At 44.1% G+C, this 23,618-nt stretch carries 24 protein-coding genes and 1 tRNA gene; 24 read left to right on the top strand and 1 reads right to left on the bottom strand.

What is annotated here, in order from left to right:
* Window positions 1–3 precede the first annotated feature (3 nt).
* The 12 genes from hisB to FNL97_RS02360 all read left to right on the top strand — a co-directional run bounded on the left by hisB (window position 4) and on the right by FNL97_RS02360 (window position 10,145).
* Complete coding sequence (gene hisB / locus FNL97_RS02305) at window positions 4–591, top strand: imidazoleglycerol-phosphate dehydratase HisB (protein ID WP_143414979.1); 588 nt, start codon at window positions 4–6, stop codon at window positions 589–591.
* Window positions 592–593: 2 nt separating this feature from the next.
* Window positions 594–1,229 carry an imidazole glycerol phosphate synthase subunit HisH gene (gene hisH / locus FNL97_RS02310; RefSeq protein WP_143414980.1) on the top strand — a complete coding sequence of 212 codons (636 nt, stop codon included), beginning with the start codon at window positions 594–596 and terminating at the stop codon, window positions 1,227–1,229.
* Window positions 1,229–1,966, top strand: a complete 738-nt coding sequence (gene hisA / locus FNL97_RS02315) for a 1-(5-phosphoribosyl)-5-[(5-phosphoribosylamino)methylideneamino]imidazole-4-carboxamide isomerase (protein WP_062677263.1) — start codon at window positions 1,229–1,231, stop codon at window positions 1,964–1,966. The genes hisH and hisA overlap by 1 nt, the downstream gene beginning before the upstream one ends.
* On the top strand, window positions 1,963–2,721 hold the full coding sequence (gene hisF / locus FNL97_RS02320) for an imidazole glycerol phosphate synthase subunit HisF (RefSeq protein WP_062677264.1): 759 nt from the start codon (window positions 1,963–1,965) through the stop codon (window positions 2,719–2,721). Before hisA ends, hisF begins: the two co-directional genes overlap by 4 nt.
* Window positions 2,718–3,350 (top strand): bifunctional phosphoribosyl-AMP cyclohydrolase/phosphoribosyl-ATP diphosphatase HisIE, encoded by a 633-nt coding sequence (gene hisIE, locus FNL97_RS02325; protein WP_062755695.1) that lies wholly within the window; start codon window positions 2,718–2,720, stop codon window positions 3,348–3,350. Before hisF ends, hisIE begins: the two co-directional genes overlap by 4 nt.
* Before the next feature lie 109 nt (window positions 3,351–3,459).
* Window positions 3,460–4,941, top strand: coding sequence for a tetratricopeptide repeat protein (locus FNL97_RS02330; protein WP_062677266.1), 1,482 nt, complete (start codon window positions 3,460–3,462; stop codon window positions 4,939–4,941).
* Window positions 4,942–5,018: 77 nt separating this feature from the next.
* Window positions 5,019–5,966 (top strand): thioredoxin-disulfide reductase, encoded by a 948-nt coding sequence (trxB, locus tag FNL97_RS02335; RefSeq protein WP_143414981.1) that lies wholly within the window; start codon window positions 5,019–5,021, stop codon window positions 5,964–5,966.
* Window positions 5,967–6,535: 569 nt separating this feature from the next.
* Complete coding sequence (locus tag FNL97_RS02340) at window positions 6,536–6,994, top strand: 8-oxo-dGTP diphosphatase (RefSeq protein WP_062677267.1); 459 nt, start codon at window positions 6,536–6,538, stop codon at window positions 6,992–6,994.
* An 18-nt stretch (window positions 6,995–7,012) separates the two neighbouring features.
* Window positions 7,013–7,906, top strand: a complete 894-nt coding sequence (gene rapZ / locus FNL97_RS02345) for an RNase adapter RapZ (RefSeq protein ID WP_143414982.1) — start codon at window positions 7,013–7,015, stop codon at window positions 7,904–7,906.
* Window positions 7,903–8,874 carry a gluconeogenesis morphogenetic factor MgfK gene (gene mgfK, locus FNL97_RS02350; RefSeq protein ID WP_015865030.1) on the top strand — a complete coding sequence of 324 codons (972 nt, stop codon included), beginning with the start codon at window positions 7,903–7,905 and terminating at the stop codon, window positions 8,872–8,874. Before rapZ ends, mgfK begins: the two co-directional genes overlap by 4 nt.
* A gap of 33 nt (window positions 8,875–8,907) precedes the next feature.
* Window positions 8,908–9,870 carry a DNA-binding protein WhiA gene (gene whiA, locus FNL97_RS02355; protein WP_062677270.1) on the top strand — a complete coding sequence of 321 codons (963 nt, stop codon included), beginning with the start codon at window positions 8,908–8,910 and terminating at the stop codon, window positions 9,868–9,870.
* A gap of 17 nt (window positions 9,871–9,887) precedes the next feature.
* A complete protein-coding gene (locus FNL97_RS02360; protein ID WP_015865028.1) occupies window positions 9,888–10,145 on the top strand; it encodes an HPr family phosphocarrier protein in 258 nt (85 codons plus the stop codon).
* 48 nt (window positions 10,146–10,193) lie between these two features.
* Here the strand turns inward: FNL97_RS02360 and clpP are convergent, their stop codons facing one another.
* Window positions 10,194–10,784, bottom strand: a complete 591-nt coding sequence (gene clpP, locus FNL97_RS02365; RefSeq protein WP_015865027.1) for an ATP-dependent Clp endopeptidase proteolytic subunit ClpP — start codon at window positions 10,782–10,784, stop codon at window positions 10,194–10,196.
* 236 nt (window positions 10,785–11,020) lie between these two features.
* On the opposite strand from clpP, the gene FNL97_RS02370 reads away from it, so the two are divergent.
* The 12 genes from FNL97_RS02370 to rnr all read left to right on the top strand — a co-directional run bounded on the left by FNL97_RS02370 (window position 11,021) and on the right by rnr (window position 23,591).
* Window positions 11,021–11,092, top strand: a tRNA-Arg gene (locus FNL97_RS02370).
* 229 nt (window positions 11,093–11,321) lie between these two features.
* Window positions 11,322–12,635, top strand: a complete 1,314-nt coding sequence (gene rpoN / locus FNL97_RS02375; RefSeq protein ID WP_062677271.1) for an RNA polymerase factor sigma-54 — start codon at window positions 11,322–11,324, stop codon at window positions 12,633–12,635.
* Window positions 12,636–12,641: 6 nt separating this feature from the next.
* Window positions 12,642–12,887 (top strand): glutaredoxin family protein, encoded by a 246-nt coding sequence (locus FNL97_RS02380; RefSeq protein WP_143414983.1) that lies wholly within the window; start codon window positions 12,642–12,644, stop codon window positions 12,885–12,887.
* A gap of 123 nt (window positions 12,888–13,010) precedes the next feature.
* Window positions 13,011–14,030 carry a sugar-binding transcriptional regulator gene (locus FNL97_RS02385; RefSeq protein WP_097353829.1) on the top strand — a complete coding sequence of 340 codons (1,020 nt, stop codon included), beginning with the start codon at window positions 13,011–13,013 and terminating at the stop codon, window positions 14,028–14,030.
* Between the two features lie 45 nt (window positions 14,031–14,075).
* The gene (gene gap / locus FNL97_RS02390; RefSeq protein ID WP_062677274.1) at window positions 14,076–15,083 is read left to right on the top strand and encodes a type I glyceraldehyde-3-phosphate dehydrogenase; all 1,008 of its coding nucleotides are present in this window, start codon (window positions 14,076–14,078) and stop codon (window positions 15,081–15,083) included.
* 125 nt (window positions 15,084–15,208) lie between these two features.
* A complete protein-coding gene (locus tag FNL97_RS02395; RefSeq protein WP_015865022.1) occupies window positions 15,209–16,393 on the top strand; it encodes a phosphoglycerate kinase in 1,185 nt (394 codons plus the stop codon).
* Window positions 16,394–16,430: 37 nt separating this feature from the next.
* Entirely contained in the window at window positions 16,431–17,192 is a 762-nt protein-coding gene (gene tpiA, locus FNL97_RS02400) for a triose-phosphate isomerase (RefSeq protein ID WP_015865021.1), read from the top strand.
* Window positions 17,185–18,720 carry a 2,3-bisphosphoglycerate-independent phosphoglycerate mutase gene (gene gpmI, locus FNL97_RS02405; protein WP_143414984.1) on the top strand — a complete coding sequence of 512 codons (1,536 nt, stop codon included), beginning with the start codon at window positions 17,185–17,187 and terminating at the stop codon, window positions 18,718–18,720. The genes tpiA and gpmI overlap by 8 nt, the downstream gene beginning before the upstream one ends.
* A 19-nt stretch (window positions 18,721–18,739) precedes the next feature.
* Entirely contained in the window at window positions 18,740–20,032 is a 1,293-nt protein-coding gene (eno, locus tag FNL97_RS02410; protein ID WP_143414985.1) for a phosphopyruvate hydratase, read from the top strand.
* Between the two features lie 193 nt (window positions 20,033–20,225).
* Window positions 20,226–20,459 (top strand): preprotein translocase subunit SecG, encoded by a 234-nt coding sequence (gene secG, locus FNL97_RS02415; protein ID WP_143414986.1) that lies wholly within the window; start codon window positions 20,226–20,228, stop codon window positions 20,457–20,459.
* An 81-nt stretch (window positions 20,460–20,540) separates the two neighbouring features.
* On the top strand, window positions 20,541–21,281 hold the full coding sequence (locus FNL97_RS02420; protein ID WP_143414987.1) for an alpha/beta hydrolase: 741 nt from the start codon (window positions 20,541–20,543) through the stop codon (window positions 21,279–21,281).
* A 21-nt stretch (window positions 21,282–21,302) separates the two neighbouring features.
* Entirely contained in the window at window positions 21,303–23,591 is a 2,289-nt protein-coding gene (rnr, locus tag FNL97_RS02425; RefSeq protein ID WP_143414988.1) for a ribonuclease R, read from the top strand.
* Window positions 23,592–23,618: the final 27 nt, after the last annotated feature.

A 23,618-nucleotide genomic window follows, 5' to 3' on the forward strand; every position in this document is an offset into this window, starting at 1 on the left:
CTTATGGAAAGGCATGCATCGATTTCACGAAAGACAAATGAGACGGATATTCAACTAGCATTTACGATTGACGGAGAAGGAAAAGCGGAGCTGGATACCGGCGTGTCGTTTTTAACGCATATGCTCGATTTGTTTACGAAGCACGGCCACTTTAATTTAACGGTCACCGCCAAAGGCGATACGGAAGTGGATGACCACCATACGACCGAAGATATCGGCATTTGTCTCGGGCAGGCGCTTCGGGAGGCGCTCGGCGATAAAAAAGGGATTAAACGTTACGGAAATGCGTTTGTGCCGATGGATGAAGCGCTCGCCCAAGTCGTCGTCGATTTAAGCAACCGTCCGCATTTTGAGTTTCGCGGACAGTTTCCAAGCGAAAAAGTCGGAACGTTTGATGTCGAGCTAGTCCATGAATTTTTATGGAAATTGGCGCTAGAAGCGCGCATGAATTTGCACGTCATCGTCCATTACGGGCGCAATACGCATCACATGATTGAAGCGGTGTTTAAAGCGTTAGGGCGCGCGCTCGATGAAGCGACGATGATCGATCCGCGCGTCAAAGGCATTCCATCAACGAAAGGAATGTTGTAACGATGATTGGCATTATTGACTATGGAATGGGCAACTTATACAGCGTCAGCAAGGCGTTGGAACGCCTTGGTTATGAGTATGTCATTTCCGAACATCCAAACGAACTGAAACAAACGAAAGGACTCATTTTGCCTGGGGTCGGTTCGTTTAAAGATGCGATGCATATTTTGCGGGAAACAGGGCTTGCCGAGTTTGTTTGCGAGGCGGTAAATGAAGGCACTCCACTCCTTGGCATTTGTCTTGGCATGCAGCTATTGTTTGAAGAAAGCGAGGAAAACGGGTTAACAGAAGGATTGGGGCTGCTTAGCGGCCGTGTCGTTCGCATTCCCGGCATGACGGCAACCGGAAAGCGGTATAAAGTGCCGCATATGGGCTGGAACCGTCTCGTTTTCCGTCATCCCTCTCCGCTTTTACAAAACGTGGAAGAAGGACACGTTTATTTCGTCCATTCGTACTATGTGGTGACCGATGATGACGATGTCGTGCTTGCAAGCAGTTTTTACAATGTGGAGGTGCCCGCTGTCGTTGGAAAAGGAAACGTGTATGGGACGCAGTTTCATCCGGAAAAAAGCGGCGAGATCGGCATGAAAATTTTGCAAAACTATGCGGCGATCGCCGAAGGAAAGGGGAGTATGTGATGGCGGCATTTACGATTTATCCGGCGATTGATATGCGCGGCGGCAAATGCGTCCGCCTTTTGCAAGGCGATTATCATAAAGAAACGGTATATGGCGATTCACCGGTTGAAATGGCCGCTTTCTTCGCTGAACAAGGAGCCGAATGGATTCATATGGTCGACCTTGACGGCGCGAAAGAAGGAAAACGCATAAACGACCAGTTCGTCGTCGAAGTGGCGAAACAGCTGCCGGTGAAAGTGCAAATTGGCGGCGGCATTCGCACGGAAGACGATATCGTGTATTATTTAGAAAACGGTGTGGCACGCGTCATTTTAGGAAGCGCTGCTATCGCCGATCCGCCGTTTGTAAAAGAAATGCTGAAAAAATACGGAGAGCGCATCGCCATTGGTATTGATGCGAAAAATGGATTTGTCGCGACGGAAGGATGGTTGAACACATCGAATGTCAAAGCAACCGACCTTGGTAAAGAGCTAGCAGAAGCTGGGGCGCAAACGTTTATTTTTACGGATATCGCAACGGACGGAATGTTGTCAGGTCCAAATATTCAAGCGGTCGTGGAAATGGCGCGCGCAACTGAAAAACATGTCATCGCATCAGGTGGCGTCAGCTCTCTGGAGGATTTGGTATCGCTTCAAACATATGCCGATGCCGGCGTGATTGGCGCGATTGTCGGCAAAGCGCTCTATACAAAGAAATTCACGGTCGCGGAAGCGCTGAAGGTGGTGCAAGGGAAATGATTACGAAGCGCATTATTCCTTGTTTGGATGTGAAAGATGGACGCGTCGTGAAAGGAGTGCAGTTTGTTCAGCTTCGTGATGCCGGCGATCCGGTCGAACTGGCGAAGTTTTACGATGAACAAGGAGCGGACGAGCTTGTCTTTTTAGATATTTCCGCCTCTTACGAAGGGAGGAAAACGATGGTGGAAGTCGTCGAGAAAGTCGCCGCACAGTTGGCGATTCCGTTTACGGTCGGCGGCGGAATTAATTCGTTGGATGATATGAAAACGATCTTGCGCGCCGGTGCGGATAAAGTGTCGCTCAATACAGCCGCTGTTCGCAACCCGAACCTCATTACGGAAGGAGCGGACTTTTTTGGATCGCAATGCATCGTCGTTGCGATTGACGCGAAATATGACGAAACGATTGGCTCGTGGCGTGTGTATACGCACGGCGGGAGAAACGCGACGGACTTGGAAGTGGTCGAATGGGCAAAAGAGGCGGTACGCCGCGGCGCGGGAGAAATTTTATTGACAAGCATGGATTGCGATGGTGAAAAAAATGGTTTTGATATTGCGTTAACGAGAACGGTAAGCGAAGCGGTTTCCGTTCCGGTCATTGCTTCGGGCGGAGCCGGCAACGCGAAACATTTCCTTGAAGTGTTTGAAAAAGGGAAAGCAGATGCGGCGCTTGCTGCTTCGATTTTTCATTATAAAGAAACATCGGTGAAAGAAGTAAAAGCGTATTTAAAAGAAAGAGGGGTAAACATCCGATGAACCTCGCCAACATCCGATTTGACGAAAAAGGTCTCGTTCCGGCAATTGTCCAAGACGCGCAAAGCAAAGAAGTGTTGATGCTTGCCTATATGAATGAAGAATCGCTAAAAAAATCGCTCGAAACAGGCGAAACATGGTTTTACAGCCGCTCGCGCGGGGAACTTTGGCATAAAGGCGCAACTTCCGGCAATACGCAGCGCATTGTCGAGATGCGTTATGATTGTGACAGTGACGCGCTTTTGGTGCTTGTCGAGCCAGCCGGACCAGCTTGCCATACGGGAAGCTATTCGTGTTTTTCGAACCGTATTAATGGAGAAAAATACGAAGCTTCGCCAAACCGATTTGCGATTATTAACACGTTAGAGGAGATCATCGCGAAACGGGATGCGGAACGTCCTGAAGGAGCGTATACGACGTATTTATTGGAAAAAGGAGTGGATAAAATTTTAAAGAAAGTCGGTGAGGAAGCGGCCGAAGTTATTATTGCCGCGAAAAATCGCAGCCATGACGAATTGAAATGGGAAGTCGCCGATTTATTGTATCATTTACTTGTGCTGCTAAGGGAACAAAAACTTCCGCTTGATGCGGTGTTGGAAGTGCTAACTAAGCGGCATAGCGCTAAGCAGTGACGTCGAGCTGGCTTCTTGCTGGGTCAGCTTTTATATTATTTTTATGTTTGCTTTTCCGAAGAATGTGGTATACTTTTTTCGGTAAATTCAACAATAGATGGAGGATTCCATGGAAAAGCAACTAAAGTCAAAGCAGCAAAAAGCGAAAATTATTCCATTTATCCAAAACGGTGAATACTATTTCAAAAAAGGAATGCAAGCGTATCAACAACGAGATTTATATAAAGCAAAAAAATATTTTGAACGAGCCGTTCAATATGATAAAAACGATGCTACATTTGTATTGCAGCTTGCCTCCGTGCTTGCGGAGTTAGGAGAATATCAGGCTTCGAATCAATGGTTATTCAAGATTGTCCATGAATTAGATGAAACGATGTATGAATGTTTTTATTTTTTAGCAAACAACTTTGCTCATCTCGGATTATTCCGCGAGGCGATGAAGTATGCGGAAATGTATTTAGCTTGTGATCCAAATGGCTATTTTGTCGAAGATACAGAGGACTTAATAGAATTGTTAAAAATCGATCAAGAAGATGAAAACAGCGATGTGCAGGATGATTTAATTGTATTGCAGGAACGGGCGCGGTTTTTATTGGAAAAAGAGAAGTTTCCGGAAGCAATTCGCCTGCTGGAAACGATAATTGCGAACTATCCTGAATTTTGGTCAGCGTACAATAATTTGGCGCTCGCCTACTTTTACAACGGAAATGTGCAAAAGGCGCAAGAAATTGTCGAACAAGTGCTAGAGCGAAACCCAGGTAATTTACACGCGCTTTGCAATCTCCTTGTCTTTCATTATTATTTGCGCAATGAACAGCAAGTAAAACGTCTTTCTGACAAATTGGCATGCGTGTATCCGTTTTTTATCGAGCATCGCTATAAGCTTGGAGCGACATTCGCGCTTGTCGGCCGTTTCGACCTCGCTTTTAAATGGCTATATCATTTATATAAAATGGGCTATGATGGAGATGATGCCTTTTATTATTGGCTTACCTATGTAGCCTATTATACCGGCCGCGAAGAATTAGCGAAAAATGTTTGGGAGAAGGTAATAAAAGTAAATCCTGACAAACGCGGAGAGGAGCCGTGGACATTTTCCTCTCTATCTGTCGACCATGAACTTCGGAGCATTATTCGTTGGTTTAACCAAACGAATATAGCAGAAATGTTATATGGACTTTATTTGCTTAGTCAATCGCCGTACAAAAATGATCCCGCGCTTTCCATTGCGATTCGTCGTTATTTGACTGATCATCCACTCCTTAGTCAATTTGCCGATTATTTTCTATTTCATATGACAGAAACGTCTCCTTCATATGTCATCAATAGCCATATCATTATCAATGAGTTATCGATGAAAAATGATCAGATCGATGAAAACATGTATATTTCATGGTTTTCCGTCGTCGTAAACGCATTGCCGACAAAAGAGCGATTTTCTAACCATTCTGCTTGGGCGGCGGCGATGGAGTATGTATGGCGGCAGCAGCAAGGGCAACGTGTAACACAAAAATGGATTGCGGATAAGTATCATATTTCATTATCAACGGTGAAAAAATATGTAAAGAAAGTGAAAGAGCTGTTATCGTGAGCAAATTAATAGACGCTCATTCGAAACTTCTATACGATAATGGTAAAGGGACTAATCAATGAAGGAGTGGAAGCAGCGTGTCAGAGGAAAAAATTTACGACGTCATTATCGCGGGAGCCGGACCAGCAGGGATGACTGCCGCTGTCTATACATCTCGCGCCAATTTATCTACATTAATGATTGAGCGTGGTGTACCAGGAGGACAAATGGTAAATACAGAAGACGTGGAAAATTATCCTGGATATGAGAATATTTTAGGTCCAGAATTGGCGACAAAAATGTTTGAACATGCAAAGAAATTTGGTGCGGAATATGCATACGGCGAAGTAAAAGAAATTATTGACGGCGAAGCATATAAAACAGTGGTTGTCGGCGATAAACAATACAAAGCACGCGCTGTCATTATTGCAACTGGTGCGGAGTATAAAAAACTCGGTGTACCTGGTGAAGCGGAACTTAGCGGCCGCGGTGTTTCTTATTGCGCTGTCTGTGACGGGGCGTTCTTTAAAGGAAAAAATCTCGTTGTCGTTGGTGGCGGGGACTCCGCGGTAGAAGAAGGGATCTATTTAACTCGCTTTGCTAATAAGGTAACGATCGTTCATCGCCGTGACCAATTACGTGCGCAAAAAATTTTACAAGACCGCGCATTTGCCAATGAAAAAATTGATTTTATTTGGAACCATACCGTAAAACAAATTAATGGAAAAGATGGGAAAGTAAACAGCGTGACACTTGTTCATACGCAAACGGGAGAGGAACGGGAATTTCCGTGCGATGGCGTGTTTATTTATATCGGCATGCTTCCGCTTTCGAAGCCATTTGAGAGCCTTGGTATTACGAACGAAAACGGATATATCGAAACGAATGAGCTTATGGAAACAAAAGTGCCGGGTATTTTTGCGGCAGGAGACGTCCGCGAAAAATCATTACGGCAAATCGTTACAGCAACGGGGGACGGAAGCATTGCAGCGCAAAGCGCACAACATTATGTGGAAGAGTTAAAGGAAAAATTAAACATAAAGTAACGAAATCGTAATAGACGTTTAATTCTGCTGTAACACGCATGAAACATTTTTTTTGTATGCTAAAAGTAAGTAATTGACCCCCTTTTATATAGATCTTTTTGTTCAGCACGGGTACCCTTTCCCGTGCTTCTTTTTTTATGTGTGAACAAGTATGTGTGTGTTGCGGAGGCGCCTTCCGCTTTTCTTCGTTGGCTAGCTCGGCGGCTAGCTCTCTTGTGCGAAATAACCTTCTCCCTTGAAGTGCAAGCACTTCAGCGGTCGAAGAACATTTCGCTTCGAGAGCTGTTCGCGCCGCCTCCGCTTTTCTTATTGTCTAGCTCCAGGCGCCATCGGCTCGCGACGCTTCGGCCCCGCTGTGGCGGCGACACATTGAATTAACTTCTCTGAGTAACCCACGCAAGACCAAACTTTGTTTGGTCTGAGCCTCCTCGCGGGTCCTCTAGCGCGTTTCGCCGATAAGCGGGCGCCTTCCGCTTTTCTTCGTTGTAGCGAACTGTAAGAAATAGTATAATAAAGTAAATGGGATTCTAAGACTTTGGATGTTATGTAGTGATGTTGAGGTGAGCGTGTTGCAACGCGTGACGAATTGCGTTTTACTAAAAGATGGAAAAGTCTTATTACTGCAAAAACCGAAACGGGGTTGGTGGGTTGCCCCGGGAGGAAAGATGGAACAAGGGGAATCCATCCGCGAAGCGTGTATTCGCGAATATCGCGAGGAAACAGGGATTTACTTAAAAAACCCAAAGCTCAAAGGAATTTTTACGATGGTCATCAAAGAACAAGAACAAATCGTTTCTGAATGGATGATGTTTACTTTTTTTGCCGAACAATTTGACGGAGAAAATGTTCCATATTCCGAAGAAGGAAAGTTGGAATGGCATCCGATGGAAACAATCCATCAGCTTCCGATGGCACCAGGTGATTACCATATTTTAGATTACGCGCTAAAAGGATCAGACATTATGTACGGGACGTTTATATATACGAAAGATTTTGAGCTGCTTTCCTATCGGTTAGATCCCAGTTAATAGAGTGGAGGGAGAGGCATGAGCACAGGTTCGGCCAACCATATTCAAATGGTGATTATAACAGGGATGTCTGGCGCTGGAAAAACGGTCGCTATTCAGAGTTTTGAAGACTTAGGTTTTTTTTGTGTCGATAATTTGCCGCCGACGTTGCTCCCAAAATTTTTGGAGTTGATGAAAGAGTCGGGGAATAAAATGAATAAAGTGGCGTTAGTAATGGATTTGCGAAGCCGTGACTTTTTCGATAGTTTGTTTACCGCGCTAGACGAGTTGGCGGAGCAATCATGGGTGACGCCGCAGATTTTATTTTTAGATGCGAAAGATTCGACGCTTGTGGCGCGATATAAAGAAACGAGACGCACACACCCGCTTGCCCCAAATGGATTGCCGCTTGAAGGCATCCGTTTAGAGCGCAAATTGCTCGAAGAGTTAAAAGGGCGGGCGCAAATTATTTATGATACATCTGATTTAAAGCCACGGGAGTTAAGGGAAAAAATTTTACAGCAATTTTCTTCTCACACGCAACAGACGTTTACCGTCAACGTGATGTCGTTTGGCTTTAAATACGGCATTCCGATTGACGCTGATTTAGTTTTTGATGTCCGCTTTTTGCCAAATCCTCATTATATTGACCATATGCGGCCGAAAACAGGGTTGGATGAAGAAGTTTCCTCCTACGTGTTAAAGTGGAGTGAAACGCAGAAATTTCTTGAAAAACTAATTGATTTATTAGCCTTTATGCTCCCTCATTATATGCGAGAAGGAAAAAGCCAGCTTGTGATCGCCATCGGCTGTACAGGGGGTCAGCACCGGTCGGTTGCCATTGCCGAATATATTGCCCGTTATTTTTCGAAAGATTATAAAACCCATGTGTCCCACCGTGACATGGAGAGGAGAAAGGAAAAGCATAAATGAGTGTGAAGCATCAGCCTAAGATTGTCATTATCGGCGGCGGAACAGGGCTCCCTGTATTGTTGCGCGGCTTGAAGCAGTATGCCATTGATATTACGGCAATCGTTACTGTCGCTGATGATGGCGGCAGCTCAGGAAGATTGCGCGATGAACTAGACATTCCGCCACCGGGAGATGTGCGTAATGTATTGGCAGCGCTGTCAGATGTCGAGCCGCTTATTGTTGAATTGTTCCAACATCGATTTAAAAACGGCAACGGTCTATCAGGACATTCGTTAGGTAATTTAATTTTGGCAGCGTTGACGTCCATTACCGGCGATTTTGTCAAAGCCATCCGCGAGATGAGCAAAGTGCTGAAAGTGCACGGACAAGTATTGCCAGCGGCGAATAAAAGCGTCGTTCTTCATGCGGAAATGGAAGACGGCGTCATTGTTTCTGGAGAATCGAAAATTCCTTATTCCGGCAAAAGGATTAAAAAAGTATTTTTGACACCGGAAAATATTGAACCGCTTCCAGAAACGATTGAAGCGATTCGTTCTGCGGATTTGATCGTCATCGGTCCGGGAAGTTTATATACGAGTATTTTGCCAAATTTACTTGTGCCGAAAATCGGGCAAGAAGTTTGTCAAGCAAAAGCAAAAAAAGTGTATATATGTAATGTGATGACCCAAGCGGGTGAGACGCTGCACTACACGGTAAGCGACCATGTCAAAGCGCTCCATGACCATATGGGATGTTTATTTTTGGATGTCGTTGTTGTGAATAATGGTCATATTCCGGAAGAAATTCAAAAACGTTATGCAGAAGAGCTGGCGGAACCGGTGAAGGATGATAGCGACCGGCTCATCGATTTAGGAATTCAAGTGATTCGCGATAATATCGTCAGCTATGAAGATCACGTCATTCGTCACGATACGAAAAAAGTGGCATCGTTACTTATTTCGCTGATTACAGCACCTCCTTCCTCCTGATTACGATGAATGAACCGTTGGAGGTGACTAACCATGTCGTTTGCGTCAGAAACGAAAAAAGAACTAACGAATTTGGAAGTGAAACCGTGCTGTTTAAAAGCAGAATTGTCAGCGCTTCTGCGCATGAATGGTTTGCTGTCTTTTTCCAATCAGCAAATGATTGTGGATGTGCAAACGGAAAATGCCGCGATCGCGCGAAGAATTTATACTCTTTTAAAAAAAGGGTATACGGTAACAGTAGAACTATTGGTTCGAAAAAAAATGCGCCTGAAAAAAAATAATGTATACATCGTTCGAATTATTGACGGCGCTCATGAACTATTAAAGGATTTAAAAATATTGAAGGAGGATTTTTCACTAATTCGCGTGATTTCACCAGAATTAGTGAAAAAAAAGTGCTGTAAGCGTTCTTATTTGCGCGGTGCGTTTCTTGCCGGAGGATCTGTAAACAATCCGGAAACGTCATCGTACCATTTAGAAATTTTTTCTCTTTATGAAGAACATAACAATTCATTATGTGAATTAATGAACAGCCACTTTTTTCTTAATGCCAAAACATTGGAACGAAAAAAAGGGTTTATTACGTATTTAAAAGAAGCGGAAAAAATCTCTGAGTTTTTAAATATTATTGGGGCACATCAAGCGTTATTGCGCTTTGAAGATATTCGCATTGTACGCGATATGAGAAATTCGGTAAACCGTCTTGTCAATTGCGAAACAGCAAACTTAAATAAAACGATTGGCGCAGCGCTTCGCCAAGTAGAAAACATTCGTTATATTGATGAAACCATCGGATTAAGCGCCCTTCCTGATAAATTGCGGGAAATTGCGGAATTGCGGATGATGTATCAAGACGTAACGTTAAAAGAATTAGGCGAGTTAGTATCCGGTGGAAAGATTAGTAAATCAGGAATTAATCACCGTCTGCGAAAAATTGATGAGATTGCGGAACGATTGCGGGCAGGTAAGCCTGTTGATTTTCATAAGTCATTATAAAAAAGGGGAGATGGAGAATGGTAGAGAAACAAGTAGAAGTGCGATTAAAAACGGGATTACAAGCACGCCCGGCAGCGTTGTTTGTTCAGGAAGCGAATCGCTTTTCTTCCGATATTTATCTAGAAAAAGACGGAAAGAAAGTGAACGCAAAAAGCATTATGGGGCTAATGAGCCTTGCGATCAGCACCGGTTCTGTCATTAAGTTGATTGCGGATGGTCCGGATGAAAACGAAGCAATTGAAAAATTGGCAAACTATGTACAAAAAGAAAAATAAAGAATAGGCTGCTTCTATGTCAAGCGAAGCAGCCTGTTTTTTCATGTTTTATTTTTCATCGATGCGTGTTAATACACGGTCGATAATGCCGTATTCTTGTGCTTTTTGCGCCGTCATGAAGTTATCGCGGTCTGTATCGCGTTCAATCACTTCGACTGGTTGGCCAGTATTTTCAGCAAGAATGCGATTTAACTTATCGCGCAAGAAGAGAATCCGTTTTGCGGCGATTTCAATTTCTGTGGCTTGACCTTGCGCGCCGCCAAGCGGTTGGTGAATCATAATTTCGCTGTTTGGCAAGGCAAACCGTTTTCCTTTTGCTCCTGCGGCAAGCAAGAACGCACCCATCGAAGCAGCCATACCGATACAAATTGTAGAAACGTCTGGCTTAATAAATTGCATCGTATCATAAATTGCCAAGCCAGCAGTAATCGAACCACCTGGGCTATTGATGTAAAGCGAAATATCTTTTTCAGGATCCTCGGCCGCTAAAAATAATAATTGGGAAACGATCGAGTTTGCCACTTGGTCATCAATTGGGCTGCCAAGAATAATAATGCGGTCTTTTAATAAACGAGAATAAATGTCGTAAGCACGTTCTCCACGGCTTGTTTGCTCAATAACTGTAGGAATTAAATTCATGAAGCTTCCTCCTTTACCAATCGCTTAATCATATGTACCTCTATCATACCTAAATGGTCAATGAAGGTCAAACAAAAAATATCGGCCTTACTTTATTATTATTCGCTATAAACGTAGGACATCCCTTTTTTCATCATAACCTCTTTTTCATTTTTTAAACACATTTTCCCTCTTGCAATATAAAGGTGTTTTCAATATAATTGAATATGCAACTGATAATAGCAACTAAATATAATGCCCTCGTAGTGTAGTGGATAGCACGAGAGATTCCGGTTCTCTTAGCGTGGGTTCGAATCCTGCCGAGGGCGTATCAAGTGAAAACCTGCTGCGAAACGTAGCAGGTTTTTTTGTGCCTTGAATATAATATAATCAACAGTCTGGCTCGATGATCGACTGTTGGCGTACCAATCTGCCTTTTTGAATGACGGATAAAGTTCAGTCACCGCCAATGGTTTTATAAACAATAGGTTTAACAATTATTTTTTTATATACCGCCGGGGCGACAGTATTGTACAATAAAAAAAAGGGGGCTTGACAATGAGGGCCGAATTATTGCAGGAGCAGCGACTGAAGCTATCGCTTACAAAGGAATTGACTCAAGCGATTGAACTATTGCAATATTCTGCTGTGGAATTACAGTCCTTTTTGTATGAGCAGTCGTTGGAAAATCCTTTTCTCGAAATTCGCGACTACCGGTTAAAGCGAAACTTCCGCAACTTATCGGATAAGGAAAAACAGCAGTGGATTGAAAATATGAGCACTTATTCGGAAACGCTTTCATCATATTTAACTGCACAGCTTCCAGCTCTTTCGCTTTCGGAACACGAAGAACGCATCGTGCATTATATGATTGCTTGCCTTGATGAAGATGGGTATTTGCGGGTAAATATCGAAGAAATTGCAGAACGATTTGCTATTTCCAAACAGGAAGCAGAAAAGGCGCTTCAGATCATTCAGTCATTAGAGCCGGCTGGCGTTGGCGCCCGCAACTTGCAAGAATGTTTATATTTACAGTTAAAGCGCTTACCATATCGCGATGAATTCGCGGAACAGATTATACAGCACCATTTTTCGTTATTTGTCGAAAAAGCTTGGAAAACGTTGGCGAAACAACTTGGCGTGGATATCGCTTCATTGCAGCGTGTATGGGATTTAATTCGCACGCTTGAACCGCGTCCTGGCATCCATTATACAAAAGAGAGACCGCATTTTATTGTTCCCGATATAATTGTCCAACGCAGCGAAGAAGGTGATTGGCGCATTTTTTACAATGAAGATGTGCATCCGGAACTCATCTGGAATCGGGGATACGAGCAAAAGATTTCCAGCTGTCAAGACGGGCAGGTTCACGCGTTTGTAAAAGATAAATATCGCCAGTTTTTATGGTTAGCAAAAAGTCTGGAACAGCGCAAACAAACATTGCTGAACATTATGCATGTCATTGTCGATAAACAAAAACAATGTTTTGAAACTGGTTTTGCAGCCTTAAAGCCCCTTACAATGCGCGAAGTTGCGGAAGAGCTTGGCATTCACGAATCTACTGTCAGCCGCGCGGTAAAAAACAAATATGTTCAAGCGCCGTTTGGCACAGTGGAACTTCGCCGCTTTTTTTCAAGCGCTGTTTCTTCTGTTTACATGGATGAAGATGCTGCCTCTTCTGTAAAAGTAAAAATGTTTATCAAGCAGTTAATTGAACAGGAAAATAAGCAGGAGCCGCTTTCTGACCAAAAGCTCGCCGATTTATTACATGAGCAATACGGTGTGGTGATCTCGCGCAGAACGGTCGCAAAATATCGCGAACAACTGCATATTCCATCTTCTGCAAAACGAAAACAGTATGTAGGGAAGTGACAGCAAGTGATCATCAACTTATATTCGAAAACAAACTGTCCGTTATGTGATAAAGCAAAACAAGTGTTGCAAGAACTGCAAAAGGAATTCTCGTTTCAAATCAATGAAATTGATATTTATCAAGATGATGTTTTGCTGGAAAAATATCAATTGATGATTCCGGTTGTCGAAATCGATGGGGAAGAAGTAGCTTTTGGCATAGTTCAAAAAGATGTCATAAGAAAGCGTTTACTTGAGGTTGGAAATAGTTGAACATGATTATTCCTCCTGTTACAATGAAATTGTGGCAGGGGGAATTTTTTTCACACAAGCGGGACATAATAAGTCATAGCGGGACAATTAATGTCCATATATTTTGCAAGGAGAAGGGGACCAATGCAATCATTAATTGAAGCGCAAAAAAAATTATTGCCCGACCTTCTTGAAGTTATGCAAAAACGATATCGTATTTTGCACTATATTTCGCTGATGCAGCCAATCGGGAGGAGAGTACTGTCGGGCAGTTTAGGAATAACTGAGCGTGTGCTTCGTTCGGAAGTGCAGTTTTTGAAAGAGCAAAATTTGCTAACCATCAGTTCCGCCGGCATGAGTTTGACCCAAGAAGGCAAGGAATTGTTGCATACGCTCGAGGATGTCATGAGAGAATTATTAGGCCTAAAAGATTTAGAAACAAAATTAATGGAGAAACTTCATATTGAAGGGGTTATCGTTGTTGCTGGAGATAGTGACCTTTCTCCTTGGGTAAAAAAAGAAATGGGAAGAGCTTGTGTGACCTGCATGAAAGAAAGATTGACAAATGGCGATATTGTGGCAGTGACTGGAGGAACAACCCTTGCCGCTGTTGCCGAGATGATGACTCCCGATACGAAGCTAAACAATATTTTATTTGTTCCTGCAAGGGGCGGCTTAGGTGAGGATGTGAAAAACCAAGCAAATACAATTTGTGCAAGGATGGCGGAAAAAGCGTTAGGAAATTATCGGCTTCTTCATGTTCCTGACCATCTAAGCCGCGAGGCGTATGAGTCTTTAATTGAAGAGCCGACGGTGAAAGAAGTGCTGGAACTCATTAAATCATGTCGCATGGTCGTGCATGGAATCGGTGATGCTGTCACAATGGCAGAACGCCGGAAAACCTCAAAAGAGGATATGGAGAAAATTAAAGCACGACATGCGGTTGCCGAAGCGTTTGGCTATTACTTTAATGAAGCAGGAGAAGTTGTGCATAAAGTGAAAACGGTTGGCATTCAGTTGGAAGACCTTCCGCGTGTCGAACATGTCATTGCGGTGGCTGGAGGATCTTCCAAGGCAAAAGCCATTCAGGCGTATATGAAACGAGCGCCTCATTCCATTCTTATTACCGATGAAGGTGCAGCAAGAGCGTTACTAGGGGAGTAACATCCCTTAAATATATACAACCATTTTTTAAAGGAGGAACTATCCATGGCAGTAAAAATTGGTATTAACGGTTTTGGCCGTATTGGTCGCAATGTTTTTCGTGCGGCATTAAAAAATCCGAATATTGAAGTAGTGGCGGTAAATGACTTAACGGATGCAAACACATTAGCTCATCTTTTGAAATATGATTCTGTTCACGGAAAATTAGACGCGGAAGTATCAGTGAATGGCAATAATATCGTTGTAAACGGAAAAGAAATCGTTGTAAAAGCGGAACGCGATCCAGCTCAACTAGCATGGAACGAATTAGGTGTGGACATTGTCGTTGAATCGACAGGTCGCTTCACGAAACGTGAAGACGCGGCAAAACATTTAGAGGCTGGCGCGAAAAAAGTCATCATTTCTGCACCAGCGAAAAACGAAGATATTACGATCGTGATGGGTGTAAACCAAGACAAATACGATCCTGCAAACCATCACATTATTTCCAACGCTTCTTGTACAACGAACTGCTTAGCGCCATTTGCGAAAGTGCTTCATGAAAAATTCGGTATCGTTCGTGGAATGATGACAACGGTTCACTCTTATACGAACGACCAACAAATCTTAGACTTGCCACATAAAGATTTACGCCGTGCACGTGCTGCTGCTGAGTCGATTATTCCGACAACAACAGGTGCAGCAAAAGCGGTTGCGCTTGTACTTCCTGAACTAAAAGGAAAACTAAACGGTATGGCAATGCGCGTACCAACACCAAACGTGTCTGTTGTTGACCTTGTTGCGGAGCTTGAAAAAGAAGTAACTGTTGAAGAAGTCAACGCAGCATTGAAAGAAGCAGCGGAAGGCGAATTGAAAGGCATCCTGGCTTACAGCGAAGAGCCGCTAGTATCTCGTGACTATAACGGCAGCACTGCTTCTTCGACAATCGATGCACTTTCCACGATGGTTCTAGAAGGAAAAATGGTAAAAGTTGTTTCTTGGTACGATAACGAAACAGGCTACTCTCATCGTGTGGTTGATCTTGCAGAATATATTGCATCAAAAGGCTTATAATCGATGGTGATTGTTTTTATCGGGCAATCAAGTCTATAATAAGATGGTGAAGAGGGGGAGCGGGGAATTATCCCCACTCCTCTTCGTTTGTGGGAACGATATCATCAAAAAGGGGGCATAGCGCCATGAACAAAAAAACGGTTCGAGACGTAGATGTGAAAGGAAAACGAGTGTTTTGCCGCGTCGACTTTAATGTGCCGATGGAAAATGGTGCGATTACAGACGACACACGCATTCGCGCAGCACTTCCAACGATTCGTTATTTAATGGAACAAGGTGCAAAAGTGATCCTAGCGAGCCATCTTGGCCGCCCAAAAGGAAAAGTCGTCGAAGAGTTACGCTTAAATGCGGTTGCTCGGCGTTTGAGCGAGCTGCTTGGAAAACATGTGACAAAAACTGATGAGGCATACGGCGATGCAGTAAAAGAAGCCATTTCGAAAATGAATGAAGGCGATGTATTGCTTCTAGAAAACGTTCGTTTTTACCCAGGTGAAGAGAAAAACGATCCAGAGCTTGCGAAAGCATTTGCTGAATTGGCCGATATTTATGTGAACGATGCGTTTGGTGCTGCCCATCGGGCTCATGCTTCTACAGAAGGAATTGCACACTATTTGCCAGCCGTTGCTGGATTTTTAATGGAAAAAGAAATTGAAGTGCTTGGAAAAGCTCTTTCTAACCCAGACCGTCCATTTACGGCGATCATTGGCGGCGCGAAAGTAAAAGATAAAATTGGCGTTATTGAAAACTTGCTTAATAAAGTAGACAACCTCATTATTGGAGGCGGTCTTGCGTATACGTTTGTTAAAGCGCTTGGCCATGAAATCGGCAAATCACTGCTAGAAGAAGATAAGATTGAACTGGCAAAATCGTTTATGGAAAAAGCGAAAGAAAAAGGCGTTAACTTCTATATGCCGGTTGATGTTGTCGTAGCCGATCGGTTTGCGAACGACGCCAATACGAAAGTCGTTTCGATTGATGCGATTCCAAGCGATTGGGAAGCGCTCGATATTGGGCCGAAAACGCGTGAGCTTTATCGCGATGTTATTATGAAATCCAAGCTTGTTGTTTGGAACGGTCCAATGGGAGTATTTGAAATGGATGCTTTTGCCGAAGGAACAAAAGCGGTTGCCCAAGCGTTAGCGGATGCTGTCGATACATATTCGGTCATCGGCGGCGGCGATTCGGCAGCGGCAGTAGAAAAATTTGGCTTAGCGGAAAAAATGGACCATATCTCCACCGGTGGCGGTGCATCGCTAGAATTTATGGAAGGAAAACAACTTCCTGGAGTGGTGGCGTTAAACGATAAATAACGCGTCAACTCCGTTCATAGAAAGGAAGGAATCAATCATGAGAAAACGAATTATCGCAGGAAACTGGAAAATGCATAAAACATTGACGGAAGCGGTAAACTTCGTTGAAGAAGTAAAACGGCTTGTCCCGCCTGCCGAACAAGTCGATTCCGTCATTTGCGCACCTTTCCTATTTTTAGAGCGGCTTGTGCAAAGTGCGCAAGGATCTGATTTAAAAATTGGCGCGCAAAATATGCATTTTGAAGACAAAGGAGCGTTTACTGGCGAAATTAGCCCAGTTGCGTTGAAAGATATTGGTGTTACTTACGTGATCATCGGTCATTCCGAACGCCGCGAAATGTTTGCGGAAACGGATGAAACGGTGAATAAAAAAGTGCTTGCTGCTTTTAAACACGGGCTTATTCCAATTGTTTGTTGCGGTGAAACGTTAGAACAGCGGGAAAGCGGCAAAACGAATGACATTGTTGGCGCGCAAGTAGAAAAAGCGCTTGCCGGTTTAACCGCGGAACAAGCAAAACAAGTGGTCATCGCTTATGAACCAGTTTGGGCGATTGGCACTGGCAAATCATCGACCGCTGAAGATGCCAATGAAGTGTGCGGCCATATCCGCTCAATCATTGCAAAAATCTTTTCGCCGGAAGTGGCCGAAGCTGTACGCATTCAGTATGGCGGCAGCGTAAAACCGGAAAACATTCGCGAATTTTTAGCGCAAGAACATATTGATGGCGCCCTTGTCGGCGGTGCAAGCCTCGATCCGAAATCATTTTTACAATTAGTGGAGGCTGGGCAACATGAGTAAAAAACCAGTGGCGTTAATTATTTTAGACGGATTTGCGCTTCGCGAAGAAACATATGGCAATGCGATCGCACAAGCAAAAAAGCCGAACTTTGACCGTTATTGGAATGAATATCCGCACGCTACATTAACTGCATGCGGCGAGGCGGTCGGGCTTCCAGAAGGACAAATGGGAAACTCGGAAGTCGGCCACTTAAATATCGGCGCCGGCCGCATTGTATACCAAAGCTTAACGCGCGTAAACATTGCGATTCGCGAGGGAGAGTTTGACCGCAACGAAACGTTTTTAGCGGCGATGAATCATGTCAAAGAAAAAGGAACGAATTTGCACATTTTCGGTCTTCTCTCTGACGGCGGCGTTCATAGCCATATTAACCATCTATATGCGCTATTAAGATTAGCCGCTAAAGAAGGCGTAAAAAACGTCTACATCCACGGCTTTTTAGATGGCCGCGATGTCGGACCGCAAACGGCGCCGAAATATATTAAAGAATTACAAGAAAAAATAAAAGAGTATGGCGTCGGGGAAATCGCAACCTTATCCGGCCGTTATTACTCGATGGACCGCGACAAACGGTGGGAGCGCGTCGAAAAAGCATATCGCGCGATGGTGTATGGAGAAGGACCAACCTATCGCGATCCGCTTGAGTGCATTGAAGATTCTTATAAACATGGCATTTACGACGAGTTTGTGCTTCCATCGGTCATCGTGCGTGAAGACGGCTCGCCTGTGGCGACGATTAAAGATGAAGACGCGATCATTTTCTACAACTTCCGGCCAGACCGGGCGATTCAAATTTCGAACACGTTTACGAACGAAGACTTCCGCGAGTTCGACCGTGGTCCGAAACATCCGAAAAACTTGTTCTTTGTATGCCTAACACACTTTAGTGAAACCGTAAAAGGTTATGTCGCGTTTAAACCGACAAATCTGGATAATACGCTCGGTGAAGTCCTATCACAACATGGATTGCGCCAGCTTCGCATCGCGGAAACGGAAAAATATCCGCACGTTACGTTCTTTATGAACGGCGGACGGGAAGAGAAGTTTCCAGGCGAAGACCGCATTTTAATCAACTCGCCAAAAGTCGCCACATATGACTTAAAACCAGAAATGAGCGCTTACGAAGTGACGGATGCGCTCCTAAAAGAAATTGAAGCAGATAAATACGACGCGATCATTTTAAACTATGCGAACCCGGACATGGTCGGCCACTCAGGAAAATTAGAACCGACGATTAAAGCGATCGAAGCGGTGGATGAGTGCCTTGGCAAAGTTGTGGATGCGATTCTTGCAAAAGGCGGCATCGCCATTATTACCGCAGACCATGGAAATGCGGATGAAGTATTGACGCCGGATGGCAAACCGCAAACCGCGCATACGACAAATCCGGTTCCAGTGATCGTAACGAAAAAAGGAATCGAGCTTCGCAAAGACGGCATTTTAGGCGATTTAGCGCCAACGATGCTTGATTTGCTTGGCTTGCCACAGCCGAAAGAAATGACAGGAAAAACATTAATAAAAAAATAATTAAAAGGAGAGTGTGAACATGTCTGCAATTGTAGATGTATACGCACGTGAAGTATTAGACTCTCGCGGCAATCCGACAGTAGAAGTCGAAGTATATACGGAAGATGGCGGTTTTGGCCGCGCATTAGTACCAAGCGGTGCATCAACGGGAGAATACGAAGCAGTGGAATTGCGTGACGGCGATAAAAGCCGTTATCTTGGAAAAGGCGTATTAAAAGCGGTGGAAAACGTCAATGAAATTATCGCACCAGCGATTATCGGTTTTGAAGTGACAGATCAAGTTGGCATTGACAAAACGTTAATTGAACTAGACGGCACGGAAAATAAAGGTAAATTAGGGGCAAACGCGATTTTAGGCGTATCTTTGGCAGTAGCGCGCGCAGCAGCAGATGAATTAGATATGCCATTATACCAATATCTTGGCGGATTTAACGCGAAAACATTGCCAGTACCGATGATGAACATTTTAAACGGCGGCGCGCATGCGGATAACAATGTAGACATCCAAGAATTTATGATTATGCCTGTCGGCGCGAAAAGCTTCCGTGAAGCGCTTCGCATGGGCGCAGAAATTTTCCATAGCTTAAAAGCGGTATTAAAGGCAAAAGGCTACAATACGTCTGTTGGTGACGAAGGCGGATTCGCGCCAAACTTAAAATCGAACGAAGAAGCGCTGCAAACGATCATTGAAGCGATTGAAAAAGCCGGCTACAAACCAGGCGAAGAAGTTATGCTTGCGATGGACGTTGCTTCTTCCGAGCTTTACAACAAAGAAGACGGCAAATACCATCTTGAAGGCGAAGGCGTTGTAAGAACGTCCGAAGAAATGGTCGCATGGTATGAAGAACTTGTTTCGAAATACCCAATCATTTCGATCGAAGACGGTTTAGATGAAAACGACTGGGAAGGCCACAAACTATTAACAGAGCGCCTTGGCAAAAAAGTACAGCTTGTCGGTGACGATTTATTCGTAACAAATACGAAAAAACTAGCGGAAGGAATTGAAAAAGGTGTCGGCAACTCGATTCTGATTAAAGTCAACCAAATCGGTACATTAACCGAAACGTTCGATGCGATCGAAATGGCAAAACGCGCTGGATATACTGCCGTTGTTTCCCACCGTTCTGGTGAAACGGAAGACAGCACGATCGCTGACATCGCGGTAGCGACAAACGCCGGCCAAATTAAAACAGGGGCACCTTCCCGCACCGACCGCGTCGCGAAATACAATCAATTGCTTCGCATCGAAGATCAGCTTGGCGACACAGCGATTTACAACGGCATTAAATCGTTCTATAACTTGAAAAAATAATGATTAAGCAAGGGAACCTAACCGAATCGTTCGGTTAGGTTCTTTTTATTTCATAAAATAATGGATTATTTTTTTGTTTTAGAAGAAATTTGCTATAATGAATAATGCATGCTCCTCATTCCTATTGTGCAAGCTCCGCGTTTATGTTAAACTGAAAGCATTGTAGTGCGTGTTTTTAAAGGAGGATTAGGCAATGCATACATTGCTTGTCACATTGTTAGTCATTGTTTCGATAGGACTTATCGTGATCGTTTTGTTGCAATCGGGAAGAAGCGCGGGCCTTTCCGGCGCCATTACAGGCGGTGCGGAGCAGCTGTTTGGAAAGCAAAAAGCGCGCGGATTGGACGCGATATTGCAGCGCATTACGGTTGTGCTGGCAGTGTTGTTTTTTGTATTATCGATTGCGGTGACGTATATGCAACTTTAATGATGAAAACAATGGGGGCGGTCCAACCATTTACTCGGGCTGCCTTTTCTGTTTTTCATAAAAAGAAAGGAGTTGTGCATCATGAAGATCGTCCCACCAAAGCCATTTTTCTTTGAAGCAGGAGAACGCGCCGTGTTATTGCTGCATGGTTTTACTGGAAACTCGTCGGATGTAAGAATGTTAGGCCGTTTTCTTGAATCAAAAGGATATACATGCCATGCGCCAATTTATAAAGGCCATGGGGTGCCGCCGGAAGAGCTTGTACATACCGGACCGGATGACTGGTGGCAAGATGTCATGAACGCTTATGAATTTTTAAAAAATAAAGGATACGAAAAAATTGCAGTGGCAGGATTATCGCTTGGAGGCGTATTTTCTCTCAAATTAGGTTACACTGTACCTGTAGTGGGAATTATTCCAATGTGCGCGCCGATGTATATTAAAAGCGAAGAAACCATGTATCAAGGTGTGCTAAAGTATGCGCGCGAATATAAAAAACGGGAAGGAAAAACGCCAGAACAAATTGAAAAAGAAATGGAAGCATTTAAAAAGACGCCGATGAAAACGTTAAAGGCGCTGCAAGAGCTGATTGCGGATGTACGTGACCATATCGACTTGATTTATGCACCGATATTTGTCGTGCAAGCGCGTCACGATGAAATGATTAACCCTGATAGTGCCAATATTATTTATAACGGCATTGAATCACCAGTGAAAAAAATCAAATGGTATGAAGAGTCGGGGCATGTCATTACGCTAGATAAAGAAAAAGAACAGTTGCATGAAGATGTTTATGAGTTTTTAGAGTCATTGGATTGGTAACCTATCGAAAGGAGGAAAATAATGGATCAATCATTAGTCGATCGAATTTTAACGTTTATGAGGGACGAGGCGTACAAGCCTCTTACTGTTCAAGAGTTGGAAGAAGCGTTCGGTATTACCGATGCGGCAGAGTTCAAGGAATTTGTAAAGGCGCTTGTCGCTATGGAAGAACAAGGGCTTGTTGTGCGTACGAGAAGCAATCGCTACGGTGTGCCGGAAAAAATGAACTTAGTGCGCGGAAAAGTGTCCGGACACGCAAAAGGGTTTGCTTTCGTTGTGCCGGAAGATCCGTCGCTCGACGATATTTTCATCCCGCCTTCCGAGATGAAAAACGCGATGCATGGCGATACCGTATTAGTGCGTGTGCATTCCGAATCGTCAGGCGCCCGCAGGGAAGGAACGGTTGTACGGATTTTAGAACGCGGTGTCACCGAAGTTGTCGGAACTTATACGGAAAGCAAGTATTTCGGATTTGTCATTCCGGATGATAAAAAAATTGTCAATGACATTTTTATTCCGAAACATGCCGCTAACGGCGCTGTGGAAGGACATAAAGTGGTTGTGCGGTTGACATCGTACCCGCAAGGACGAATGAGCGCCGAAGGAGAAGTTATTAAAATTCTCGGACATAAAAACGACCCAGGTGTTGATATTTTATCGATTATTCATAAACACGGCCTTCCTTTGCAATTTCCAGATGAAGTCATCGAACACGCCAACAGCATTTCCGATACGATTTCGGAAAAAGATTTGCAAGGCCGCCGCGATTTGCGCGATCAAATGATTGTCACGATCGACGGAGAAGACGCGAAAGACTTAGACGACGCTGTAACGGTCACTAAGCTTGAGAACGGGAATTACAAGCTTGGCGTCCACATTGCCGATGTCAGCTACTATGTGGAAGAAGGCTCGCCAATTGACCGCGAAGCGTACGAACGAGGGACAAGCGTTTATTTGGTGGATCGCGTCATTCCGATGATTCCGCATCGTTTATCGAACGGCATTTGCTCCTTAAATCCGAAAGTCGATCGCTTAACACTTTCATGTGAAATGGAAATTAACGAACGCGGCGAAGTCGTCAGCCATGAAATTTTTCAAAGCGTCATTCGTACGACAGAGCGGATGACGTATTCGGATGTGAACAAAATTCTCGTTGATAAAGACGAGGAACTAAGAAAAAAATACGAACCGCTTGTGCCGATGTTTGAATTGATGGCAGAGCTTGCGGAAATTTTGCGCAATAAACGGATGAAGCGCGGTGCAATTGATTTCGACTTTAAAGAAGCAAAAGTGCTTGTGGATGAGAATGGAAAACCTTATGATGTCGTGCTTCGTGAACGATCGGTGGCGGAGCGGCTTATTGAAGAATTTATGCTGGTGGCGAACGAAACGGTCGCTGAACATTTTCATTGGTTAAACGTTCCGTTTATTTATCGTGTTCACGAAGATCCAAAACCAGAAAAGCTGCAGCGTTTTCTCGAATTTATTACAAACTTTGGCTACGTCGTCAAAGGGACAGGAAACCAAATTCATCCGCGCGCGCTCCAGGAAATTTTAGAAGCGGTTCGCGGCGAGCCGGAAGAAATGGTCATATCGACGGTGATGCTTCGCTCGATGAAGCAGGCGCGCTATGACGCGGAAAGTCTCGGTCACTACGGATTATCGACCGATTTTTATACGCATTTTACATCTCCGATCCGCCGTTATCCAGACTTAATTGTGCACCGTCTCATTCGCACGTACTTAATTAATGGGCAAATGGATGAACAAACCCAACGAAAATGGGCCGAAAAGCTTCCAGACATCGCTGAACACGCATCCGATATGGAGCGCCGCGCTGTGGAAGCCGAGCGGGAAACGGATGATTTGAAGAAAACAGAGTTTATGGAAGATAAAATCGGCATGGAGTTTGACGGAATTATTAGCTCGGTTACGAACTTCGGCCTTTTTGTCGAACTCCCGAACACGATCGAAGGGCTTGTTCATGTCAGCTACTTAACGGACGACTATTATCGCTATGATGAACGGCATTACGCCATGATCGGTGAGCGAACCGGAAAAGTGTACCGCATCGGCGATGAGATTACCGTGCGTGTCATTAACGTGAACAAAGATGAGCGGATCGTCGACTTTGAAATTGTCGGCATGAAAGGCCGCCGTCCTAAAGAGGCAAAAAGTGCACCTGTCGTTATTGAAGGGAAAAAGCGGAAAAAAACAAATAAACAAAATGGAAAAGCGAAAAAATCAAAGAAATTTTACGAAGACGTTCCACAGCTAAAAGCAAAAAAGAAGAAAAAGAAAAAACGATAAGGAAAAGTCTCGATAGCAAGAGACTTT

This window comes from Geobacillus sp. E263 (assembly GCF_007197795.1).
Taxonomy (GTDB): domain Bacteria; phylum Bacillota; class Bacilli; order Bacillales; family Anoxybacillaceae; genus Parageobacillus_B; species Parageobacillus_B toebii.